This is a genomic window from Stenotrophomonas sp. NY11291, assembly GCF_023277365.1.
GTDB classification, from domain to species: domain Bacteria; phylum Pseudomonadota; class Gammaproteobacteria; order Xanthomonadales; family Xanthomonadaceae; genus Stenotrophomonas; species Stenotrophomonas geniculata.
Map to the genome: position 1 here is coordinate 3,835,044 of NZ_CP096975.1, position 16,743 is coordinate 3,851,786.

General features: G+C 64.0%; 16 protein-coding genes. 4 read left to right on the plus strand and 12 right to left on the minus strand.

Annotated elements, in window-relative coordinates; genetic code table 11:
- The first annotated feature begins 1 nt into the window (after position 1).
- Positions 2 to 1,411, plus strand: a complete 1,410-nt coding sequence (locus tag M1L61_RS17900) for a DUF2130 domain-containing protein (protein ID WP_180730012.1) — start codon at positions 2 to 4, stop codon at positions 1,409 to 1,411.
- 10 nt (positions 1,412 to 1,421) lie between these two features.
- Here the strand turns inward: M1L61_RS17900 and mobH are convergent, their stop codons facing one another.
- Complete coding sequence (gene mobH / locus M1L61_RS17905) at positions 1,422 to 3,269, minus strand: MobH family relaxase (protein ID WP_180730009.1); 1,848 nt, start codon at positions 3,267 to 3,269, stop codon at positions 1,422 to 1,424.
- Positions 3,270 to 3,577: 308 nt separating this feature from the next.
- Between mobH and M1L61_RS17910 the strand changes: the two genes are divergently transcribed.
- Genes M1L61_RS17910 through M1L61_RS17920 form a run of 3 tightly spaced genes read left to right on the plus strand, consistent with a single transcriptional unit; the run spans position 3,578 to position 4,740 of the window.
- Positions 3,578 to 3,895 (plus strand): type II toxin-antitoxin system PrlF family antitoxin, encoded by a 318-nt coding sequence (locus M1L61_RS17910; RefSeq protein ID WP_022580070.1) that lies wholly within the window; start codon positions 3,578 to 3,580, stop codon positions 3,893 to 3,895.
- Entirely contained in the window at positions 3,895 to 4,353 is a 459-nt protein-coding gene (locus M1L61_RS17915; RefSeq protein ID WP_022580071.1) for a type II toxin-antitoxin system YhaV family toxin, read from the plus strand. Before M1L61_RS17910 ends, M1L61_RS17915 begins: the two co-directional genes overlap by 1 nt.
- 27 nt (positions 4,354 to 4,380) lie before the next feature.
- Positions 4,381 to 4,740, plus strand: coding sequence for a DUF3742 family protein (locus M1L61_RS17920; protein ID WP_022580072.1), 360 nt, complete (start codon positions 4,381 to 4,383; stop codon positions 4,738 to 4,740).
- A 6-nt stretch (positions 4,741 to 4,746) separates the two neighbouring features.
- Here the strand turns inward: M1L61_RS17920 and M1L61_RS17925 are convergent, their stop codons facing one another.
- The 11 genes from M1L61_RS17925 to M1L61_RS17975 all read right to left on the minus strand — a co-directional run bounded on the left by M1L61_RS17925 (position 4,747) and on the right by M1L61_RS17975 (position 16,740).
- Positions 4,747 to 6,270 (minus strand): conjugal transfer protein TraG N-terminal domain-containing protein, encoded by a 1,524-nt coding sequence (locus M1L61_RS17925; RefSeq protein WP_180730001.1) that lies wholly within the window; start codon positions 6,268 to 6,270, stop codon positions 4,747 to 4,749.
- Positions 6,271 to 6,285: 15 nt separating this feature from the next.
- Positions 6,286 to 6,657 (minus strand): hypothetical protein, encoded by a 372-nt coding sequence (locus M1L61_RS17930; protein WP_180729999.1) that lies wholly within the window; start codon positions 6,655 to 6,657, stop codon positions 6,286 to 6,288.
- Positions 6,654 to 8,060 carry an integrating conjugative element protein gene (locus tag M1L61_RS17935; RefSeq protein WP_180729996.1) on the minus strand — a complete coding sequence of 469 codons (1,407 nt, stop codon included), beginning with the start codon at positions 8,058 to 8,060 and terminating at the stop codon, positions 6,654 to 6,656. Before M1L61_RS17935 ends, M1L61_RS17930 begins: the two co-directional genes overlap by 4 nt.
- Before the next feature lie 10 nt (positions 8,061 to 8,070).
- The gene (locus tag M1L61_RS17940) at positions 8,071 to 9,018 is read right to left on the minus strand and encodes a TIGR03756 family integrating conjugative element protein (protein WP_180729992.1); all 948 of its coding nucleotides are present in this window, start codon (positions 9,016 to 9,018) and stop codon (positions 8,071 to 8,073) included.
- Positions 9,015 to 9,461 carry a TIGR03757 family integrating conjugative element protein gene (locus M1L61_RS17945; protein WP_008266034.1) on the minus strand — a complete coding sequence of 149 codons (447 nt, stop codon included), beginning with the start codon at positions 9,459 to 9,461 and terminating at the stop codon, positions 9,015 to 9,017. The genes M1L61_RS17940 and M1L61_RS17945 overlap by 4 nt, the downstream gene beginning before the upstream one ends.
- A gap of 164 nt (positions 9,462 to 9,625) precedes the next feature.
- The gene (gene radC, locus M1L61_RS17950) at positions 9,626 to 10,120 is read right to left on the minus strand and encodes a DNA repair protein RadC (RefSeq protein ID WP_012205990.1); all 495 of its coding nucleotides are present in this window, start codon (positions 10,118 to 10,120) and stop codon (positions 9,626 to 9,628) included.
- A 178-nt stretch (positions 10,121 to 10,298) separates the two neighbouring features.
- Complete coding sequence (locus M1L61_RS17955; protein ID WP_014596091.1) at positions 10,299 to 11,063, minus strand: thioredoxin domain-containing protein; 765 nt, start codon at positions 11,061 to 11,063, stop codon at positions 10,299 to 10,301.
- A gap of 15 nt (positions 11,064 to 11,078) precedes the next feature.
- Positions 11,079 to 13,982 carry a conjugative transfer ATPase gene (locus M1L61_RS17960; RefSeq protein WP_180729988.1) on the minus strand — a complete coding sequence of 968 codons (2,904 nt, stop codon included), beginning with the start codon at positions 13,980 to 13,982 and terminating at the stop codon, positions 11,079 to 11,081.
- Positions 13,982 to 14,431, minus strand: a complete 450-nt coding sequence (locus tag M1L61_RS17965; protein ID WP_180729985.1) for a TIGR03751 family conjugal transfer lipoprotein — start codon at positions 14,429 to 14,431, stop codon at positions 13,982 to 13,984. The genes M1L61_RS17960 and M1L61_RS17965 overlap by 1 nt, the downstream gene beginning before the upstream one ends.
- Entirely contained in the window at positions 14,412 to 15,821 is a 1,410-nt protein-coding gene (locus M1L61_RS17970) for a TIGR03752 family integrating conjugative element protein (protein ID WP_180729982.1), read from the minus strand. Before M1L61_RS17970 ends, M1L61_RS17965 begins: the two co-directional genes overlap by 20 nt.
- Positions 15,811 to 16,740 carry a TIGR03749 family integrating conjugative element protein gene (locus M1L61_RS17975; RefSeq protein WP_026383919.1) on the minus strand — a complete coding sequence of 310 codons (930 nt, stop codon included), beginning with the start codon at positions 16,738 to 16,740 and terminating at the stop codon, positions 15,811 to 15,813. The genes M1L61_RS17970 and M1L61_RS17975 overlap by 11 nt, the downstream gene beginning before the upstream one ends.
- Positions 16,741 to 16,743 lie beyond the last annotated feature (3 nt).

Here is a 16,743-nt window from a genome sequence, read left to right on the forward strand (position 1 = left end):
CATGCATGAAATAATCTGCCCTCACTGCAGGAAAGCATTCAAGATCGACGAAGCTGGGTACGCGGACATCCTGAAGCAGGTTCGAGATAGCGATTTCGAGAGACAGTTACATGAACGGCTAGAGTTGGCCGAACAGGAAAAACGCAATGCGGTTGAGCTGGCTGAGGCCAAGGTTGCCAACGAATTACAGAAAGCCGCATCCGCCAAGGATGCCGAGATTCAGGAGCTGAAAGCCAGGCTTGATGCCGGAGAGGTTGCGCGGCAACTCGCCGTGGCCGAGGCATTGAATGCGGTGGAAAAAGAGCGTGACACGCTTGCAAATGAATTAGAACAGGCGAAGCGCGACAAGCAAGCTGTATCCAAGTTGGCAGAGGTCACGCTCATAAGCGAAGTGCAAAAGGCCGCTGCAGCAAAGGAATCGGAGATACAGGAACTTAAGGCGAAACTCGACGCCATTGTTATTGAGAAAAAGCTTGCCATTACTGAAGCAGTCAACGCAGTCGAGAGAGAGCGTGACGAAATGAAGAGCGGCTTGCAACGGGCAGAACTTGAAAAGCATCTTGCCGAGAAATCTTTGAAAGAAAAGTACGAGACGCAGATCAAGGATCGCGATGACGCAATCGAGCGTCTACGGGACATGAAGGCGCGATTATCGACCAAAATGGTTGGCGAAACGCTAGAGCAGCATTGTGAGACCGAATTCAATCGAATTCGCGCTACCGCATTTCCAAGGGCGTATTTTGAGAAGGACAATGATGCGCGCAGCGGAAGTAAGGGGGACTACATATTTCGCGACTCAGATGAAGCTGGAACTGAGATCGTCTCGATTATGTTTGAGATGAAGAACGAGAATGATGAAACCGCCGCCAGGAAGAAAAATGAAGATTTCCTGAAGGAGCTTGATAAGGATCGCACTGAGAAGGGTTGCGAGTATGCAGTGCTGGTTTCTCTGCTCGAACCTGAAAGTGAGCTATACAATACGGGAATCATTGATGTGTCCCACCGTTACCCAAAAATGTATGTTGTCCGGCCGCAATTCTTCCTCCCCATCATCACCCTGCTACGAAATGCGGCAATGAATTCGCTCAAGTACAAATCCGAGCTGGCGCTCGTGAAGGCGCAAAATATCGATATCACGAATTTCGAGGCCCAGCTGGATACGTTCAAGACTGCATTCGCCAAAAACTACGACCTCGCCTCCAGGCGATTTCAGACGGCAATCGATGAAATCGACAAGTCGATCGATCACCTACAGAAGACAAAAGAGGCCCTGCTTGGCACCGACAGAAATCTTCGACTCGCGAACGACAAGGCGCAGGACGTGACGATCAAGAAGTTGACTCGGAGTAACCCAACAATGGCTGCGAAGTTTGCCGAACTCAAGAATGGCGGATCTTCTGGTGCTGAATGAGTCTGGTCATTTACGTCGGAAGCACGGCCAGGTAGGGGTTGTTTTGTGGCATTTCACAGAATACCGATTGTGGCGGAAGAAGCAGGTAGCCGTGTAGCTTCCGTGATTTTCTGGGGCCTGTGACTTCGCAGGTCCAGATGTTCAGACCACTCGGCTGTTTGCGATGCAATTGCAGTCGCTCGAAACGCTTCTGCACCCACTGCCAATCCTGCAGGTTCTCCTGTTTGGCCAGTTTCCCTACCTGCGGGTGCTCCTGCGCATAGCGCTGAAATACGCCAGGGCTGACCAGGTAGGCGGTGTCGCTCACGGAATGCACCAGTGCTTTCGCATCGTTGATGATGAGCCGCCGCGTGGCGATGCCCTGTTTCAGCCACGCCATGAAGTGCTCGCCGGATGGCTGTGTCGTCGAGGACGTGGAAACCGGCCGTGAAGGCGCAACGTCGGCCAAGGTCGGCGGGGGCGTATCGGCAAGAACGATGGGTATTTCGTCCGGGACGGTTTCCACATCCTGATCGGTGGTTGGCGAGTTTCCCGTGTCCACCATCGCCAGCATGTCTTCCATGACGTCAGGGGTGGCCTGGGCCTTGGGTGGAGGGGCCGAGGCGATGCCACTACCTTCCGCTGGCGGAGCGTTTTGGTTCTCCAAAGCGGACGTCGCGCCGTCCGCAGAAAGGGTGGCCCCTGCCTCGACATCTTCGCCTGCGGGGGGCGTATCGATCATCACCGTCCCGGAAAAGGGCGCCGGTCGCTCACCAGATTCCCAGATCAGCGCGGGTGCCAGCCGTAGCAACGTAAACGAGTGGGTCCAGCCGGTGGAACTGGTCACGGTAGCACGCCAGATCGCTTTGCCGTCCGGCGTGGGCTGCAACATGCCGTGATCCTGCAGCACGTTGAACACGGCGGTGTTGTTCGCTGGGATGCCGTCTATGCCCTGGGACAGCAAGTGCGCCCGCAGCTTGTCTGAGACAGTCTTGCTGACCAGCCACAAACCATCCTCGGTGAGCCAGCCATCGGAGGCCTCGGGTTGGTTCAGCTTCAGCTCCTCCTTGAGCAGGTAACGCAGCCCGTCCAGCAGCTTGCGTTGCAGCGCGTGCTTGGGCGCAGCCATGGCGCGCGCAGGATCGCCACCCAGTTCCTGGGCCACGGAAGCCCGGTCGGCCTGCACCACCAGTTCGCCCAGCACCCCTGCATGCTCGTACTGCCCGGCCAGGACATAAAGCAGCGGTGCCCACAGTGATGGGTAGCTGCTGAGCCAGTCCAGGACTTCACGGTCAAGCAGTTGCCGGTAGAGCAAACCTGTCGCGGCGCTGTGCAGGCGGTACTCGCGATCGTCACGGTAGCGGAAGCGGTATGGCTGGTGCAGCGGGCCGTGCCACGGATGCCAGGTATTGCCGTCGGCTAGCTCGACGTGCAGATCGACAGCGATCTTGCCGATGTCGTGCAGCAGTGCGGCGTAGGCGATGGCAGCAGTCCACGCCTCGGCTTGCGCGGCCTGATCCTCGGGGTTGGCGCCGATCGGCAGCAGATGAGACTGGCGCAGCTTCAGGCTGTAGGCGACGATTTCCAGACCGTGGTCGAGCATGCCGCCTGGGTAGGCATGGTGATGCGCTTCGGAGGCAGGGAAAGCCTGGACCAGCTCGGCATAACGTTCCAGCGGCGCACGGTACAGCGCGGCGAACTGCTTGCGCGAGAGCGAGGTGCGCTGCCAGATGTGTTCCAGCAGCTTCTGCCGGCGCGGTGTCGCCAGCAGCGATGCGGCCGATTCCGGCCAGATCAGCCCTTTCGGGAGGTCGGTGGTGGGTGCTGGCGATGGAGCGGCAGCGACCGGAGGCCGTTTCCGCTGGAACAGAGAGAGCATGTGGGTGTCCTGGTGGCGGGCCAAGCGGGAGGCCTTTTCGCCTTTTCGGGTAGGGCCTTTCCCCTTGCACCCCATTCCCTTGCCATTTCGGCCCTTTGGCCTTTAGAAGCCTTTGGATATAGAGCGGTGAGCATTGGTCGTCCACCGTCAATGCGGGTGTGGCGGGGCCGGATTGATGCGGGAAGGCTGGCTGTTCCCACCCTACGATGAGGTTCATTGTTGGATGCTGGAGAACCCCGGTGAGACCTCTCATTGACGCGGTAAGGATATTTCCTTACAATATAGGCATTGCGACCAGGAGAGCCACCATGCCTGCCATTCACGAAGTTGCCACGCTGACCTCCAAAGGCCAGATCACGCTGCCCAAGTCCATCCGGCAGGCGCTTGGCGCCGATACCGGTAGCAAGCTCGCGTTCGAGCTTCGTGGCAGTGAGGTCGTCGTGACCCGCGCTGATGCCGAGCACGAGGACCCGGCCATTGCCGCGTTCCTGACCCTGCTGGCCCGCGACATTGAAGCAGGCCGGAATGTGCGTGGCCTGCCCGAGGATCTGGCTCGCACCATGCTGGAGCACGCGGGGCACAAGGTGGACCTGGGTGATGATTTCGATGAGGACGTGGAAATCTGATGCAACAGCATGGCTGGACACTGCTGTTCCACGACAACCTGATCGAGCAGATGATGAAGCTGCGCGCGGCCGTGCTGCGCGCCCAAGACAACGATCCGGAAGGGTTCGGATCGAACGCCAACGTCAAGTTCTTCCGGGCCTTGACCCAGTTGATACAAGACGTGGTGCCGAGTGATCCGGCGCGCGATGACTACCGTCAAGGCAACACCATGGGGCCGGCCTATCGTCACTGGCGGCGGGCCAAGCTCGGAAGGCGATACCGGCTGTTTTTCCGCTACGACTCGAAGGCGAAGGTCATCGTGTACGCCTGGGTCAACGATGAACAGACCCTGCGGTCTTCGGGAAGCAAATCGGACCCGTATGCCGTGTTCGAGAAGATGCTCGGGCGCGGGAACCCGCCGGACGAATGGAGCGCATTGGTACAGGCAAGCCAGCAGGATTGGAGCAAACTGGAGTAGCAATTTCACATGTAGAAGGTGACGACCATGAACACGACGACCCGCATCAGCACCGCAGAACGCCTCGGCCGCGCCTTGGGCCGCGGATGGCGCGCCTATGTGCGTGGCGAACGGCGAGCGTCGAACTGGTTGGTATCCAAGGGCGTGCCGATGGCAGGTGCCACCGTGCTGCTGTGGACGGTCAAGCTGGTTGTGCTGGGATTGCTGTTCTATGCAGTCTTCTGGATGGCGCTGCTACTGGTGTTCGTCATGGTGGTTGCCTGGATGGCGCGCAATGCCGACTTGAACGATGAACTGCCCGAACCAGAATGGCGAAACGGGCCTGCCGGATTCGGCCTGTACACCTACGATGGTTTTCGCATTGACCCTCATGTCCAGGACGATTAGCTGTGCTCACTTCTTCGGCACCGCGCTGATTGCGGTACTTCCTCCCTTTCCGCCAGCGGCCTTGGCATCTCCGGTAGCTCCAGCCAGGCCTTGTAAGACGTTACCGGCGCGAACGCCCGCCCAAGCCAGGGCCATGATCCAGAACGTAGGCAGCACAATAAACATCGTTCCCGTGACGAACATCAGCAGCATGTCGCCAAAGGCGTTGTTCATCCCCACCAGCGGGTCGAAGTTGCTGTGTGGCCGGTTCCAGCCGAAGCCCCAGCCGTAGAGCGCATCGAGGACGGTGCTGTCGATCCAGCGCGCGAGCTGGAACCAGAAATCGACGAAGAACAGCGCGAACTGCACGACGCTGACGGTAACGACCGTCTTCAAGTCATAGGTGCCCACAACCAGCACGAGCGGGATGCAGATGACCAGCGCCATCTTGAGCAAGGCGAGCACCATGGGCAGCGCCTGGCGCACCACATCCATGGCGGGAAACGCGGCAATCGCGCCGACAGCCATGCCGACGTCGCCCGTGGCCCGCGTCACGATGTTCGGCAGGGTCTTGTCGATCTGGCCGCCGTAGTCCGTATAGACGCTGCCCTGGTTCAGTTTCTGCTGCCTCGGCGAGGCGATGGTGCGGATCACCGAGTCGTCCACATCGGCTCGGCTCAAAAAGCCGGCCCAGCCCGCCAATCGATTCAGCAGGCTTGGGTCTACCTGCCCCAGCAGGCGTGCGCGCAGGCCATTGCTGCCATCGGCCCACCACTGCCTGCAGGACGGATAGCCGCCACCGCTGGCCACCTGCGCAAGTCCGGCGTCGCGGGTGCTGTCGTAGGGCCAGTCATCGCGTGGTGTGCTGGAGCGGTAGGTGTCGTAGTAGCCGCCCGTGTCCGTGAAGAAGCGCGAGCCGATCCAGGTCACGTCGTGCATCTGCGCCTCATCAAGCTGAGGACGCTGCATGAACAGCTTGGCGCGCGCCGGTCCGTAGCAGTCTCGCGAGAAGTCCGCCACTTCCTGAGCCAGCACCGGATCGTCGATGCGGGTCGCGTCGATCTCCATCCTCATCTGCCGCAGATCGGTTCCGCAAGGGATCGCCGCCACCGAGGCCCCCGTGACGGCGCGTGAGAGTGTGTGCATAAAGGCCCACCAGACGGGCACCTTCGCCGACTGGTTGTTGATGGTGCTGAAGGACTGCGACCAGCCGGTATCTGTGGGCTGCGGCACGCTGACCTGGCATTGGGCCGAGCGTGCGCTGTCGTAGCGGATGGTGTTGAGGTCCACGTCGATGAACGGTATGCCGGCGAACATCACCACCACGATGGCGACGAACACCCGGTTCTCGATGCGCGCAGCCGAGAGCACGCCCTTGTTGCCTTCGTCGGCACCCTCCGCACGGGCCTTCAACCATTCCTGCACGATGATGGCAATGAAAGGCAGCGCGAATACACCGCTCGCCACCAGTACCGCCCAGATGCCGTTGTGGACGATCCACGACACCAGCGTCAGGTAGTACTCCAGGTAGTCGGTGGTGAAAAGTGTCATAACCTCGATCTCCCCTCAAGCGGCCTGCAGCAACAGGCTGGCTTCCAGCGCGACGATCGCGGCAACGCCGGCGATCTCGCTGCGCACCAGGCGCCGCCGCGCCTGCCTATCCGCCCCGCGTTGGGCCTCGCGCGCCAGCAGCCGGCGACGCATCCAGACCCAGCCGTAGGCGGTTGCGCCATACAGGCACAGTCGCCACACCAGGAAGTAACCCGCCGTGGCCGTCAGCCACAGTTCCCAGCTGGCGACGCTGCCGACGAGGTAAATGCCGACGACGTTGGCACCCACGGCGGCAGCAACGAGCACCACCGTCCACAGCAACGCCTTCGCCGCGCGCCGATTCAGCAGCCAGCGCGGGCGCAGCCAACTGGCACGCGGCGGGTTCATGGGTTGCCTCCCGGATTGCCCTTCTGAAGCCGGTCGAGGCGGTCGGGAATGGGATCGCCTTCGTAGATGCCACGTGAGCCAGCCGCGCGCGTGCCGTGGCGCTGGATGATGGCCATCGGCGAGTTGTTCGCCAGCTCGCGGCGCAGCTCCAACTCGGTCTTGAGGTTGCGGATTTCCTGGTCGAGCGTGTCGCTCTCGTGGTTCACGGCCTCGACCGCCAACTGGTTCGCCGCGACGTTGGGCTCCTTCTTGCCGGTCAGCAGAGTGCGCTGGAGCAGCAATGCCTTCTCCAGCACCGACGCCAGCGCGACCTCCGAGGCCAGGCGCCGCGCCAGCAGATCCTGATCCGGCTCGTCGCGCAGCGCCTCGATGACGCCGCGCGTGATGGGCAGCGAGGTGCTACCAGCCGCGCGCAGGTTCTCGAAGGTGGTGTTGCGCGTTCCCGAGACCAGTTCCTGCAAGGCTTCCAGTTTTGCCTCGTACTCCTCCTGGATCAGCGGCGTCAGCCCGACGCCGGGCACTGTTTCGGTCTTGGTGCAGGCATCGCAGGTGCGCTGCACCTGCTCCCCAAGAACCCGTGTGGCCCATTCGGTCGCCTGCTGTGGCGACGTCCAGGTCTGGCAGGACAGGCTCGCGCAACTGGCGGGGGCAATGGACGACGTGTCGGTCACGCTGCGACCGTTGACTAGGTTGTAGCCCGCGCGGGTGACGTCGCCGACCACGCGGATCGCGGACTGACCTGCTCCCCCCGCATTGCTGCCGCCCACCCAAGGCACGCCGTCGTTGCCCCGGCGCGTCTCCGCCTGTTCGATCGCCGACACGGCATCCGTGCTCGACACCGCATCGCGCAGTGCCATGCCTTCGGCCATCTGGCTCCAGCCGAGCTGTCCGCCCGCCGTGTCGGCCATCTTCTCGGCCATGGCGCGGCACGTCAGCTTGGAGCGGTCGAAATCCAGCCGCGCCTGCAGCACGCCGTTGGTCAGCAGGTTGTACAGGCCGGGATCGGCGCGCTGGATGATCAGCGCCGGCAGCGATGCCACCGCGCTGGTGGCGCTCTGGATCACGTTGCTCATGATCTGCTGAAAGCCGTTGGTGACGCCGTTGAGCTGGTTGCGCAGCGTGGTCTGGATGCTCATGTCGCCGCAGATCAGGTTGCTGTTCCAGCCCACGCCGACGCCGATCGAGCGCATGCCGGCAGCGCGGCCCATGGACACCGCGCTGCCGCCGCCAATCGAATACATCACCTCGTCGCCGATGACGGAGCCGCCGGTTTGAAAACCGGTCTGCGCCCACGCCAGGCCGCCGCCAAGAACGAGCGCGCCAGCCAGCACCCCAGCCAATACCGTGGGGCGCAGCAGGCGGCGTGCCTTGGTGGAGAGGTTTGTCAGTTCAGGACGCTTCATCGCCGTACCCTCATTGGAAATCGACGCTGCCGAGGAACACCTGGCCGCGACGTTCGCAGCACGCATAGGGCCGCCACAGCGCCCAGGCGTAGTCGCCTTGCTGGGCCTGAGTCAGGAAGCCGCTGCGCGGGAACACCGTGCAGGACGAGGACAGGACGGGCGTGAGTTCCTGCCATTTGCCTGTCGAGGCATCGCCTTCCATCAGCGCGCCGGCAGGCCAGTAACCGGGCCGCGAGTTGGCGAGCAGCGGCTGATAGACGTGAATCTGCCCACGGCGCGTGACGACATCGCCGGCGCGCTGGGCCACCACGGCGCCGGCCTTGTGGTCGTCGGCCTGGTGCAGGAAGCCGCCGCGCGGATAGACGTTGCCCCACAGGTTCATCGTGGTGCGCGCGCCGACCTCGCGCCTGCCCGGAATTAGTGCCTCCGGGTAGGCCATCTCCGGCACGTTGTAGCGCCAGGCCAGTGTGTCCAGGGTGCTGAGCAGGTACGGCATGAACGCCGTGCCCGCGCCCTCGCAGAAGTAGCCCGACGATGAGACGAACTGGTTGAACACCTCGACGCCGGGATGGCCGATGACGTCCGCGTTCTTGAACTTGGCGAGATTGTTTTCGTGGTCTTCGTTGGTGGTGCCGTCCCCGCCGGCCTGCGCGGATGGGTTGGGCGCGCTCATCGCCCGGACTTCGACCCAAGGGTTCTCGCCGGTGTTGCTGTAGCTGGAGACGACCGCATCGGGGATGTAGTGGCGGACCTTGATGGATGTGCGCACCGTGCAGCCCGTCCAGGTGCAGTAGAGCCAGTAGCAGATGCCGACGACGCGGTATTCGAGGCAGTCCGGCGATGCCACTGAGCCAACGATGGTTGCGGTGTTGAGGGCGTAGCTGCCCGTGGCGCTGAGCAGCAGCATTGACGCCACGCCAGCACGCAGGCGGCGCATCCGCTCGAAGGATCGGGTCATGGCTGCGGCCTCCGGTGTTGCTCGATGCGCGCGACGGCACGGGCCACGTCCGGCTCGCCATAGACCACGTAACGCTGATCCACCACGACCGCCGGGATGCTGGTGACGCCCAGGCTCCATGCGTCGGCGACGCCCTGGTATGCGGAAGCAATGCGGCGCTGGAGGTCGGCACCGCCGTTGTTCAGACGGCGCTTGACGATGGCCGTGGCCTGCTCAGGATCGGCGGGCAGCTGTGCGGAAAGCTCGGCTTCGATGCGCGGGCCTTCATCCAACTCGATCAACCGCTCGCCACCCATGGTCTTGACCGGGTGGCGGCTGTCGGTGACGACCACCACATCGGCGGCGAAGGTGGCTGGGCTGAAAACGGCCAAGGATGCCGGCAGTGCAACGGCCAGGCCAAGGGTTCGCCAGCCGGATGCGAAGCGGAATAAAGATGCTGGCATGTCGCGTGCCCTGGAAGTTGATCAGAGCCATAGTCGAACGCGAACCCGCTGCCGCCCCAACAAACAATGCGCATCGCGGGCACCCCGCATACCTGTTCGGTGCTGCCGCATGGAAAAAAGCGGAGGCCGAAGCCCCCGCTGTGATCAGTGAACCACGGGCCTTCCTACAAAAGACCAGACTCGGCGAACGAGTACGGTGTGCCCTGACCAATCACGAAATGGTCAAGTACCCGCACGTCGATAAGCGCCAAGGCCGTCTTCAACTGCTCGGTCAGCAAGCGATCCGCATTGGATGGCTCGGTGGTGCCCGAGGGGTGCTGATGGGCGAAGATGACCGCAGCGGCGTTCAGTTGCAAAGCGCGTTGCAGCACGACACGCGGATAAACCGAGGTCGCATTGATCGTTCCATGGAACATCGGCTCCACGGCCAGCACGTCGTGCATGCTGTTCATGAACACGACGACGAATATCTCATTGGGCTCGGCGACCAGCTTCAAGCGAAGGTAGTCCCTGACCGCAGCGGGCCGTTCAAGACGTGGCCCTGCTTTGAAAACCCGTCGCTCCAGCAACACGATGGCTTGCTGGACGATCCAGTCCTCGTTCTGAACAGAAATATCGGAAAGCGACTCCAGGCAGGAGTCATTGATGACGACAGACATGGCGAACCTCCAGGCAGGGAAATCGGAGGGCGCACATGCCCCTGGAGGGCAGGCCCTCCAGGGAATGGAACAAGGTGCATCCATCACCGCAGCAGCGGTGATCGTTCGCGGCCAGGATGCGGGGCGAACGGGTAGCGGTCAGCGCAGCGTGCTGCGCCGTAGCCTCAATGACCGCGGGCTACCTGGGCATGTCGCCGACGACGTCGGCAGGCATTTCCGTAGTGGGTGAAACGACCGAATCCTCAGCTGCCAGCATGTCCATGGCCGACAGCAGTGCATCGCCTTCGATAGGCCCCTGCAGCAGGATCGCCTGGCTGGTCTGGCGATCGTGTAGTCGCAGGGATGGCGTCGCGGTCACGCCGCCCTTGGTGGCTTCCTCGGCCTGAGCGCGAATCAACGTTTCGGGCCGCTCGCTGGCCAAACACTGCTCGACGGCTGGGTTTAGGCCGGGATAGCGCAGGCCCTCGGGCAAGCCCAGGCCGTCACTGCGCGTGTGCGCATAGACCCATTCAATGGCCTGCCAAAAGGCCACATGCCCGCCACTTTCGGCGGCGCACTCGGCCAGGCGTGCCTCGGCAGAGGCGGCCGGTTCGTGCGCGGCCAGCGGCTGGTGCTGCCATTGCAGGGCTACGTCCGCGTTGGCGCCCACCCAGCGTTTGAGTTGCGGAAAGTACTCCCGGCAGAACGGACATTCGAGGTCGGCATAGAGCGTCAGCGTGAACCGGCCCTGCGCGTTGCCCATTTGCCAGGGCGGCCCGGCCACCTGCGCGGTACTGACCGGCGCGGGAGCCAACGACGCGGGTTCGCTGGGTGCGCGGGACACGAGCCAGATCAGCAGCAGCGCGATCAATCCAGCGGCCAAGAACCAGGGCCAGCGCTTGCGCGAGCGCCGATGGCGGAGCGCCTGGACTGGCATCGGAATGGAAGGATGTTTCGGTTTCACGGCAGTCTCCGGCGGCTATTGCGGCAGGCCCAAGGCCGGCGACTCGATGCCGCGCGCCTGGTCGATCTTCTCGGCCACCTTGAAGGCCGCGTCGAGTTCACTGATGCCGTGCTGTTGCATGAGTTGGTAACGCTCGGCTTTCTCCTCGGGTTCGGTCTGCGCAAGCGCGAGATAGAGGCTCGGTGGCACGGCCCGAAACAGCACTTCCAGGCTCTTGGAGAGGATGACGCCCTCGGTGAACTTCCCGGCTTCCTTGCGCGCCGAAAGCATCAGCGCCTTCTGCGCAGGCGAGAGTTCGCGGAAGCGGGCGATCTTCTCCACCTCATCGGGTGGCATCGACAGGCAGATCCACCACTCGATCATGTTGAGCATGGGCTCTGCGGCGCGCGGCAGATCGTCGATGTTTTGTGTGGCGAGCCAGAACCAGGCTCCCAGCTTGCGCCACATCTTGGTGATCTTCACCACGTAGGGTGCGAGCAGCGGGTTCTTGGTGATGATGTGCCCTTCGTCGGTGACGTTGATGATCGGGCGGCCCAGGTACTGATCGCGCTCGGCAATGTTGTTCACCGTGCTGATCAGGCTGATGTAGGCAATAGAGAGCTGCGCGTTGTAGCCCTCGCGGGCATAGGTCGCCAGATCCACCAGGGTGATGTCGGCTTCGGGCCACGGCGAACCGTCACGGTCGAACATTTCACCGTCCGTGCCTTGGCAGAACATGTCCATGGCGTCGGCCATCTCCAGCAATCGCACACGCCGCATTTCCGGCAGCGTCGGGTCCTGGCTGCGCGTGCGCAGCGCGTTGCGTACATCGCGCGTGAGCACGGTGCGCTTCTCGCCATCCTTGCTGTGGCAGTGTTCGGCTGCATCGAGGATGCACTGACGGATCAGTGAGCGGTCGGCTCGCGTCATCCGGGCTTCTTCCTTGTCTTCGCCGCCGGTGATCATCAGCCTCGCGGTGATCTCCAATTCGCCCAGTACGTCGCGCTGCTCATCTGCCTCCATGGCCACAGCATCGGGCGGCAGGTCTTCGTCCAGGGCATCGGCGTCGAGCGTCTGCACGTCGCTGGGCGTCTCGATCAGCCGGCGCGCATCCGCGAACGGCGCCAGGGTAACGCCCGAGCCCGGCGCGAGCTTGACCCGGTTCACGGTCAGGCCCAGGCGCCGGGCAAAGTCGCTGAACAAGCCAAAGCTGTTGCCGGCCTCGACAATGAACAGGCGGGGTCGGTAGATCGCCGTGACCTGATTCAAGAGGTTGTTGAGGGTCGCCGACTTGCCCGAACCCGTCGGGCCGAACAGGAACAGGTGGGCGTTCATCTGCCGGTCCAGGCGGTTGAGCGGGTCGAAGGTGATCGGCCCGCCGCCGCGGTTGAACATCGTGATGCCGGGGTGCCCCGTACCCTGGGCGCGGCCCCACACGGGCGAGAGGTTCGCCGCGTGCTGGGCGAACATCAGTTGGGTGTACCACTTGCGCCGATCCTGGCCGGGGTTGTAGCAGCATGGCAGCCAGCGCAAGTAGCTGTTCAGCGGGGCCACCTCATCGTCCTCGCGCACCGGCTGCAAGCCGGCGTTGAGCATGACGTTCGCCAGGTCGAGGCCGCGCCGGTCCAGTTCCGCCTCGTCGCGCCCGCGCAGGTAGAACGCCAGCGTGCCGCGATAGAGCTTGTGCGCGCTGCCGATCAGGGAACGGGCTTCATGCACGTCCTTGAGCGTCTGCTCGGACGCCAGGGTTTCGCCCACGGCCTTCTTCGCCAAGTGATTGAGGTCTGCTTCCAGAACATCCTGGGGTGTGGCGACCATCGTCAGGCAAAGAATGGTGTCCTCGGGCATCTGGTCGAACAGCGTGTTGATTGCGTCGCCCTTGCGGGTTTCACCGGTCAGGTGCCCCGTGCCCGGCGGCATGCGCAGGCGGTCGGTGATCAGCACGCGATGCGGCATGCCGTCGAAATGCCAGGTGCCCTGCGCCACGTCGGAGCGCGGCTGGCCGAAGAACAGACGCTGGCTGAAATCCCGTCCGCTCGCCAGTTCGATCTCGCCGTCCTCGCCGTCCTTGCCGTCCTCCGCACTGTCGGGGTAGCGCGCCAGCGCATAGAAGCGCTCCCGGTCTTCGGCCCCAGGCCCAAGCAACGTGGGACGCGGGTTGAACCAGCGCAGCAGCCAGTCGTGAACATCCGCAGCCACCATGCGCCTGGCCTGAATGCCGGCGTTCGCCAGTCCGCCGCACAGGCGGTCGCAGACGATATTGAGCATCTGCTCGGGCGTCTGGCCGCGGCGGCTGTTTTGCCCTTGGCCGGTCACGCGGCGATAGACCACCATGCGCACGCGCCGGGTCTGGCCGCGCCAGCGCAGCCGTGTGACCACCGTGTCCTCGAACAGACCGCCCGGCTTGGCCACCGCGCGTAGGTGGTGGCCGAAGAAGCGCAGGTAGAACTCGGTGAACGCCGTATCACGGGCGCGCGGCTGCACATAGTCGCGCAGGGTCTGCATGTACTGGTCGAAACTGGGCTCGTCCTGAGCGTAGAGCTGCAGCACCCAGGGGTTCTCGTCCAGTTCATCGAAACTGTTCTGCAGCGCGTTCTCCAAGGCATCGCGGGCCTGCGCGAGCCAGCCAGGTTCCCGGCCTTCGGTGCCCAGCGGCACCAGCTCGTAGAACGCCGCCACCGATTGCCCGTCCTCCAGCAACATGGCCTTCGACTGCGGCAGGAACTCCACCCAGGGCAGCAGTTCCACGAACGACGGCGCGACCTCGTACAGCGCCTGCTCGTCTGCCATGGTCGCCGGCCTGCGAGCTTGCACCGCCGCGCCGGGTTCGGGGAGGCCGGCCTGGTGCAGTGCCTCGACGTGGCGCTGCCAGCCGTCCGGCTGCTCGTCATCGGCAGCGCCGGACGCGGCCAGCTTCGGCCAGGGGAGTTTCCAGCGCATCAGTAGTCCTCCACGCGCTCGCCTGGCATGGCGTACTGCACGCGCTGGTACAGCGGGAACACGGTCGTATAGCCCGGAATCGGCACTGGGTCGGTGCCCGCCAAATGGGGATACACGTACATGACGAGGTCGGGGTTGGGCAGGCGCTGGAACTGGCGATAGACCTCGTTGCGCGCCGTGCGCGTGTAGCGCATCTGCTCGGCAGGTGCTACCTGCACATCCATCTCGGTCAGCGGCCTGCGCAGGCTCTGGCGTGCATCGAGCAACTGCCTGCGCGCCACCTGGCCGGCGCCACCGCCGCCGTCACCGGCGTTCTGTTGCCAGATGCCCATCATCGTGCTGTCGCCGTGGGTCAGCAGCTTTTCCTTGCTGGTGGCGCAGCCGCCGAGCAGCGCGACGGCCAAGGCCAGAGCCAGGCCTTGAGCCCAGCTATTCAAGTTCGAGAGCATGGCTTTCTCCTGCGCGGTGATCGACCTTGCGGCCTTCTGGGTCGAAGTCGATGGCGAGCGGCTTTTCGAGGTGGACGGCGACCTTGGCGCCGGGCTGCACATAAACGGCAGCGAAGGCCTGGCCGTAGAGCTTGTTGACCCAGCTCGACATGTCCTGAACGCCACTGGCGAGAATCCGGCCCACGGCTTCCTGGCCGCTGATGCCCACGCTGCCGATGGAGCCGTCGGCGCCGACATAGGACGCCCTGCCGCTGTCGGATTCGATCAGTGAGGCCACTCCAGCGCCAGCCGCCGTGATCAGCGCCTGGGTGCCGAGGTACTGCTGCGCATTGCTGCGCCGCTCGCCGCTGACACAGGGAATGCCGTGCGGATCGCTGATCCAGCCCAGGCCGTCGCGTTGTTGGTTGTTTTGCTGGTTGCCCTCGCGATCCTCGGGAATGGTGCGGATGGTCCCGTCATGGAACACGAAGGTGATGCTGCGCACCTGGCCGCGCACACACGAAAGCGTCCAGTCGCCCGATGCGGTGCCGGAGAACACGGCTCCGGCCACATCGGGAATGTCGATGCCGTTCGCGGTCAAATTGTCAGGCCCGACCAAGACCTTGAAGGGGTATGGATCGTTCACCGTGCCGTCGATCGGCACGCGGCCAATCAGCGCCGTCATTGCCACCGACCCCATCAGGGTCGAGTTGGTCGGCACGGTATAGACGGGCGTCGCGCTCTTGACGCCAGCGGCGCGTGCACCCGCGTTCGCCACGGTTTGCGCTGTGGTTTCCAGCGTGCTCTGTGCGGAACCGAAGCTGGTGGGGAAGCTTATGCCGCCATTCGACCTGCCGCGCCCGTCGCTTTGTTTCGCGTCATCAGGCTCCACCCAGCGCATACCGCCTTCCATGCCAGCCTCGTCGCCGTCACGTAGGCCCAGCCCCACCGGCAAATCGGCATGGCCACCGCCACGTCCGCCGATGCTGTCCAGGCGCTGCTGCAGGTCGGCGAGCAGCCCCTCGGTCTGCTGGCGCGTGCTGGCCGCCTGCTGCTGGTCACGGCGCAGGTCGGAGCGCTCGGATTCGAGGGCCGAACTGATGCGCTGGTCGATGGCGCTCTCGCGCTGGCGCAGTCGCTGATTCTCCTCGCGCTGCGACCTGTTGTCGGACAGCGCGGTCTGAAGCTCGGTGCGCAACTGCTTCACCTGGGCAACCAGCGTCGCCACGGTGTCGCGCGGGGTATCGCCCTCGATGCCCAGCGCCTTCATTTCCTCCGGCGTGAGCCTGCTGCTGCCATCTGCGGTGGGCGGCGCCGACGCACCGCCACCGGAGAACAACCGGATGGCGACGAACAGCACCAGCAGGGCCACGGGGATCAGCAGCCACTTCAGGAGTCCGTTACTGCGCATGGCGGGCCTCCCTGTCGTCGCTGGCTGCTGCTTTGGGCTGCGGGAGATGCACAGCGGGGTCGAAGCGATGGATCGCCGGCAGCAGCGATTGCGCGAGGCCGTGCCCGCGCGTCACCAGGTACAGGACGGTGGTGTCCTCGGGGGTTCCGCGCGGGCCAAGCGCCTCGTGCTGGAAGGTGGCGGTGAGGAAATCCCCTTGCAGCACGCGCGGGTCGAGGCTGATCCAGTCGCTGCTACTGTTGGTCAGGCGCACGGCAGTGACCCACTGGTCTTCCAGGCGCCACGAGGCGAGCGCGACCGCGCGTGCCGGCAAGGTCGGCATCAGCGTGCCGAGGTCGAGGTCGCGGCGCAGGTTGACCCGCATGACGCCTGGCAAGGCTTCCACGGTGCGCAGCGGTGCGTAGAGGTTCTGCGCAGCAAAACGTGTCAGCACGACGGGGATTGGCGTTTCGCGCCGCGCCGTCCGGGTGCCCGCCTGCTCCTGAGCGCGTGCATGGGGCGCATCGGCACCGTCAGGCTGATCGCCATAGCGCGCTGTTGAGTTGTTGCCCTCGACGATTCGCACCGGTTCCAGCTCGGCTTCGCCGTCCTTGGGCGGCTCCGCCGCAATGTCGAGCAGGATCAGCGCGCCGGTGTCGGCGTCCTGCAATTGCAGCCGAGTGGGCTCGATCGGCTCGCTGGCGCGCAGGTACACCGCGCCGCCCGCGCTCTGCACGCGCAAGCGCTCACCGACGCCTGCGGGAACGCCCACGCGGACGTTTCGGTCGATGAACACGATGCGCTCCTGGCCGACCTTCAACGGCACCGCCAGCGGCATGCGCTCCCAACGCAGGATCTCCACCGCCTGGACAGCGGGGGACACGACCACTGCGGCGGCCACGGCCAGCAGCCCCAGCAGCGCGAGTACAGGATGCTTCATGGG

Bases quoted from the DNA above. Each gene is read 5' to 3' on its own strand.
- M1L61_RS17900 (WP_180730012.1), top strand. From the start codon at position 2: ATGCATGAAATAATCTGCCCTCACTGCAGGAAAGCATTCAAGATCGAC.
- mobH (WP_180730009.1), bottom strand. From the start codon at position 3,269: ATGCTCTCTCTGTTCCAGCGGAAACGGCCTCCGGTCGCTGCCGCTCCA.
- M1L61_RS17910 (WP_022580070.1), top strand. From the start codon at position 3,578: ATGCCTGCCATTCACGAAGTTGCCACGCTGACCTCCAAAGGCCAGATC.
- M1L61_RS17915 (WP_022580071.1), top strand. From the start codon at position 3,895: ATGCAACAGCATGGCTGGACACTGCTGTTCCACGACAACCTGATCGAG.
- M1L61_RS17920 (WP_022580072.1), top strand. From the start codon at position 4,381: ATGAACACGACGACCCGCATCAGCACCGCAGAACGCCTCGGCCGCGCC.
- M1L61_RS17925 (WP_180730001.1), bottom strand. From the start codon at position 6,270: ATGACACTTTTCACCACCGACTACCTGGAGTACTACCTGACGCTGGTG.
- M1L61_RS17930 (WP_180729999.1), bottom strand. From the start codon at position 6,657: ATGAACCCGCCGCGTGCCAGTTGGCTGCGCCCGCGCTGGCTGCTGAAT.
- M1L61_RS17935 (WP_180729996.1), bottom strand. From the start codon at position 8,060: ATGAAGCGTCCTGAACTGACAAACCTCTCCACCAAGGCACGCCGCCTG.
- M1L61_RS17940 (WP_180729992.1), bottom strand. From the start codon at position 9,018: ATGACCCGATCCTTCGAGCGGATGCGCCGCCTGCGTGCTGGCGTGGCG.
- M1L61_RS17945 (WP_008266034.1), bottom strand. From the start codon at position 9,461: ATGCCAGCATCTTTATTCCGCTTCGCATCCGGCTGGCGAACCCTTGGC.
- radC (WP_012205990.1), bottom strand. From the start codon at position 10,120: ATGTCTGTCGTCATCAATGACTCCTGCCTGGAGTCGCTTTCCGATATT.
- M1L61_RS17960 (WP_180729988.1), bottom strand. From the start codon at position 13,982: ATGCGCTGGAAACTCCCCTGGCCGAAGCTGGCCGCGTCCGGCGCTGCC.
- M1L61_RS17965 (WP_180729985.1), bottom strand. From the start codon at position 14,431: ATGCTCTCGAACTTGAATAGCTGGGCTCAAGGCCTGGCTCTGGCCTTG.
- M1L61_RS17970 (WP_180729982.1), bottom strand. From the start codon at position 15,821: ATGCGCAGTAACGGACTCCTGAAGTGGCTGCTGATCCCCGTGGCCCTG.
- M1L61_RS17975 (WP_026383919.1), bottom strand. From the start codon at position 16,740: ATGAAGCATCCTGTACTCGCGCTGCTGGGGCTGCTGGCCGTGGCCGCC.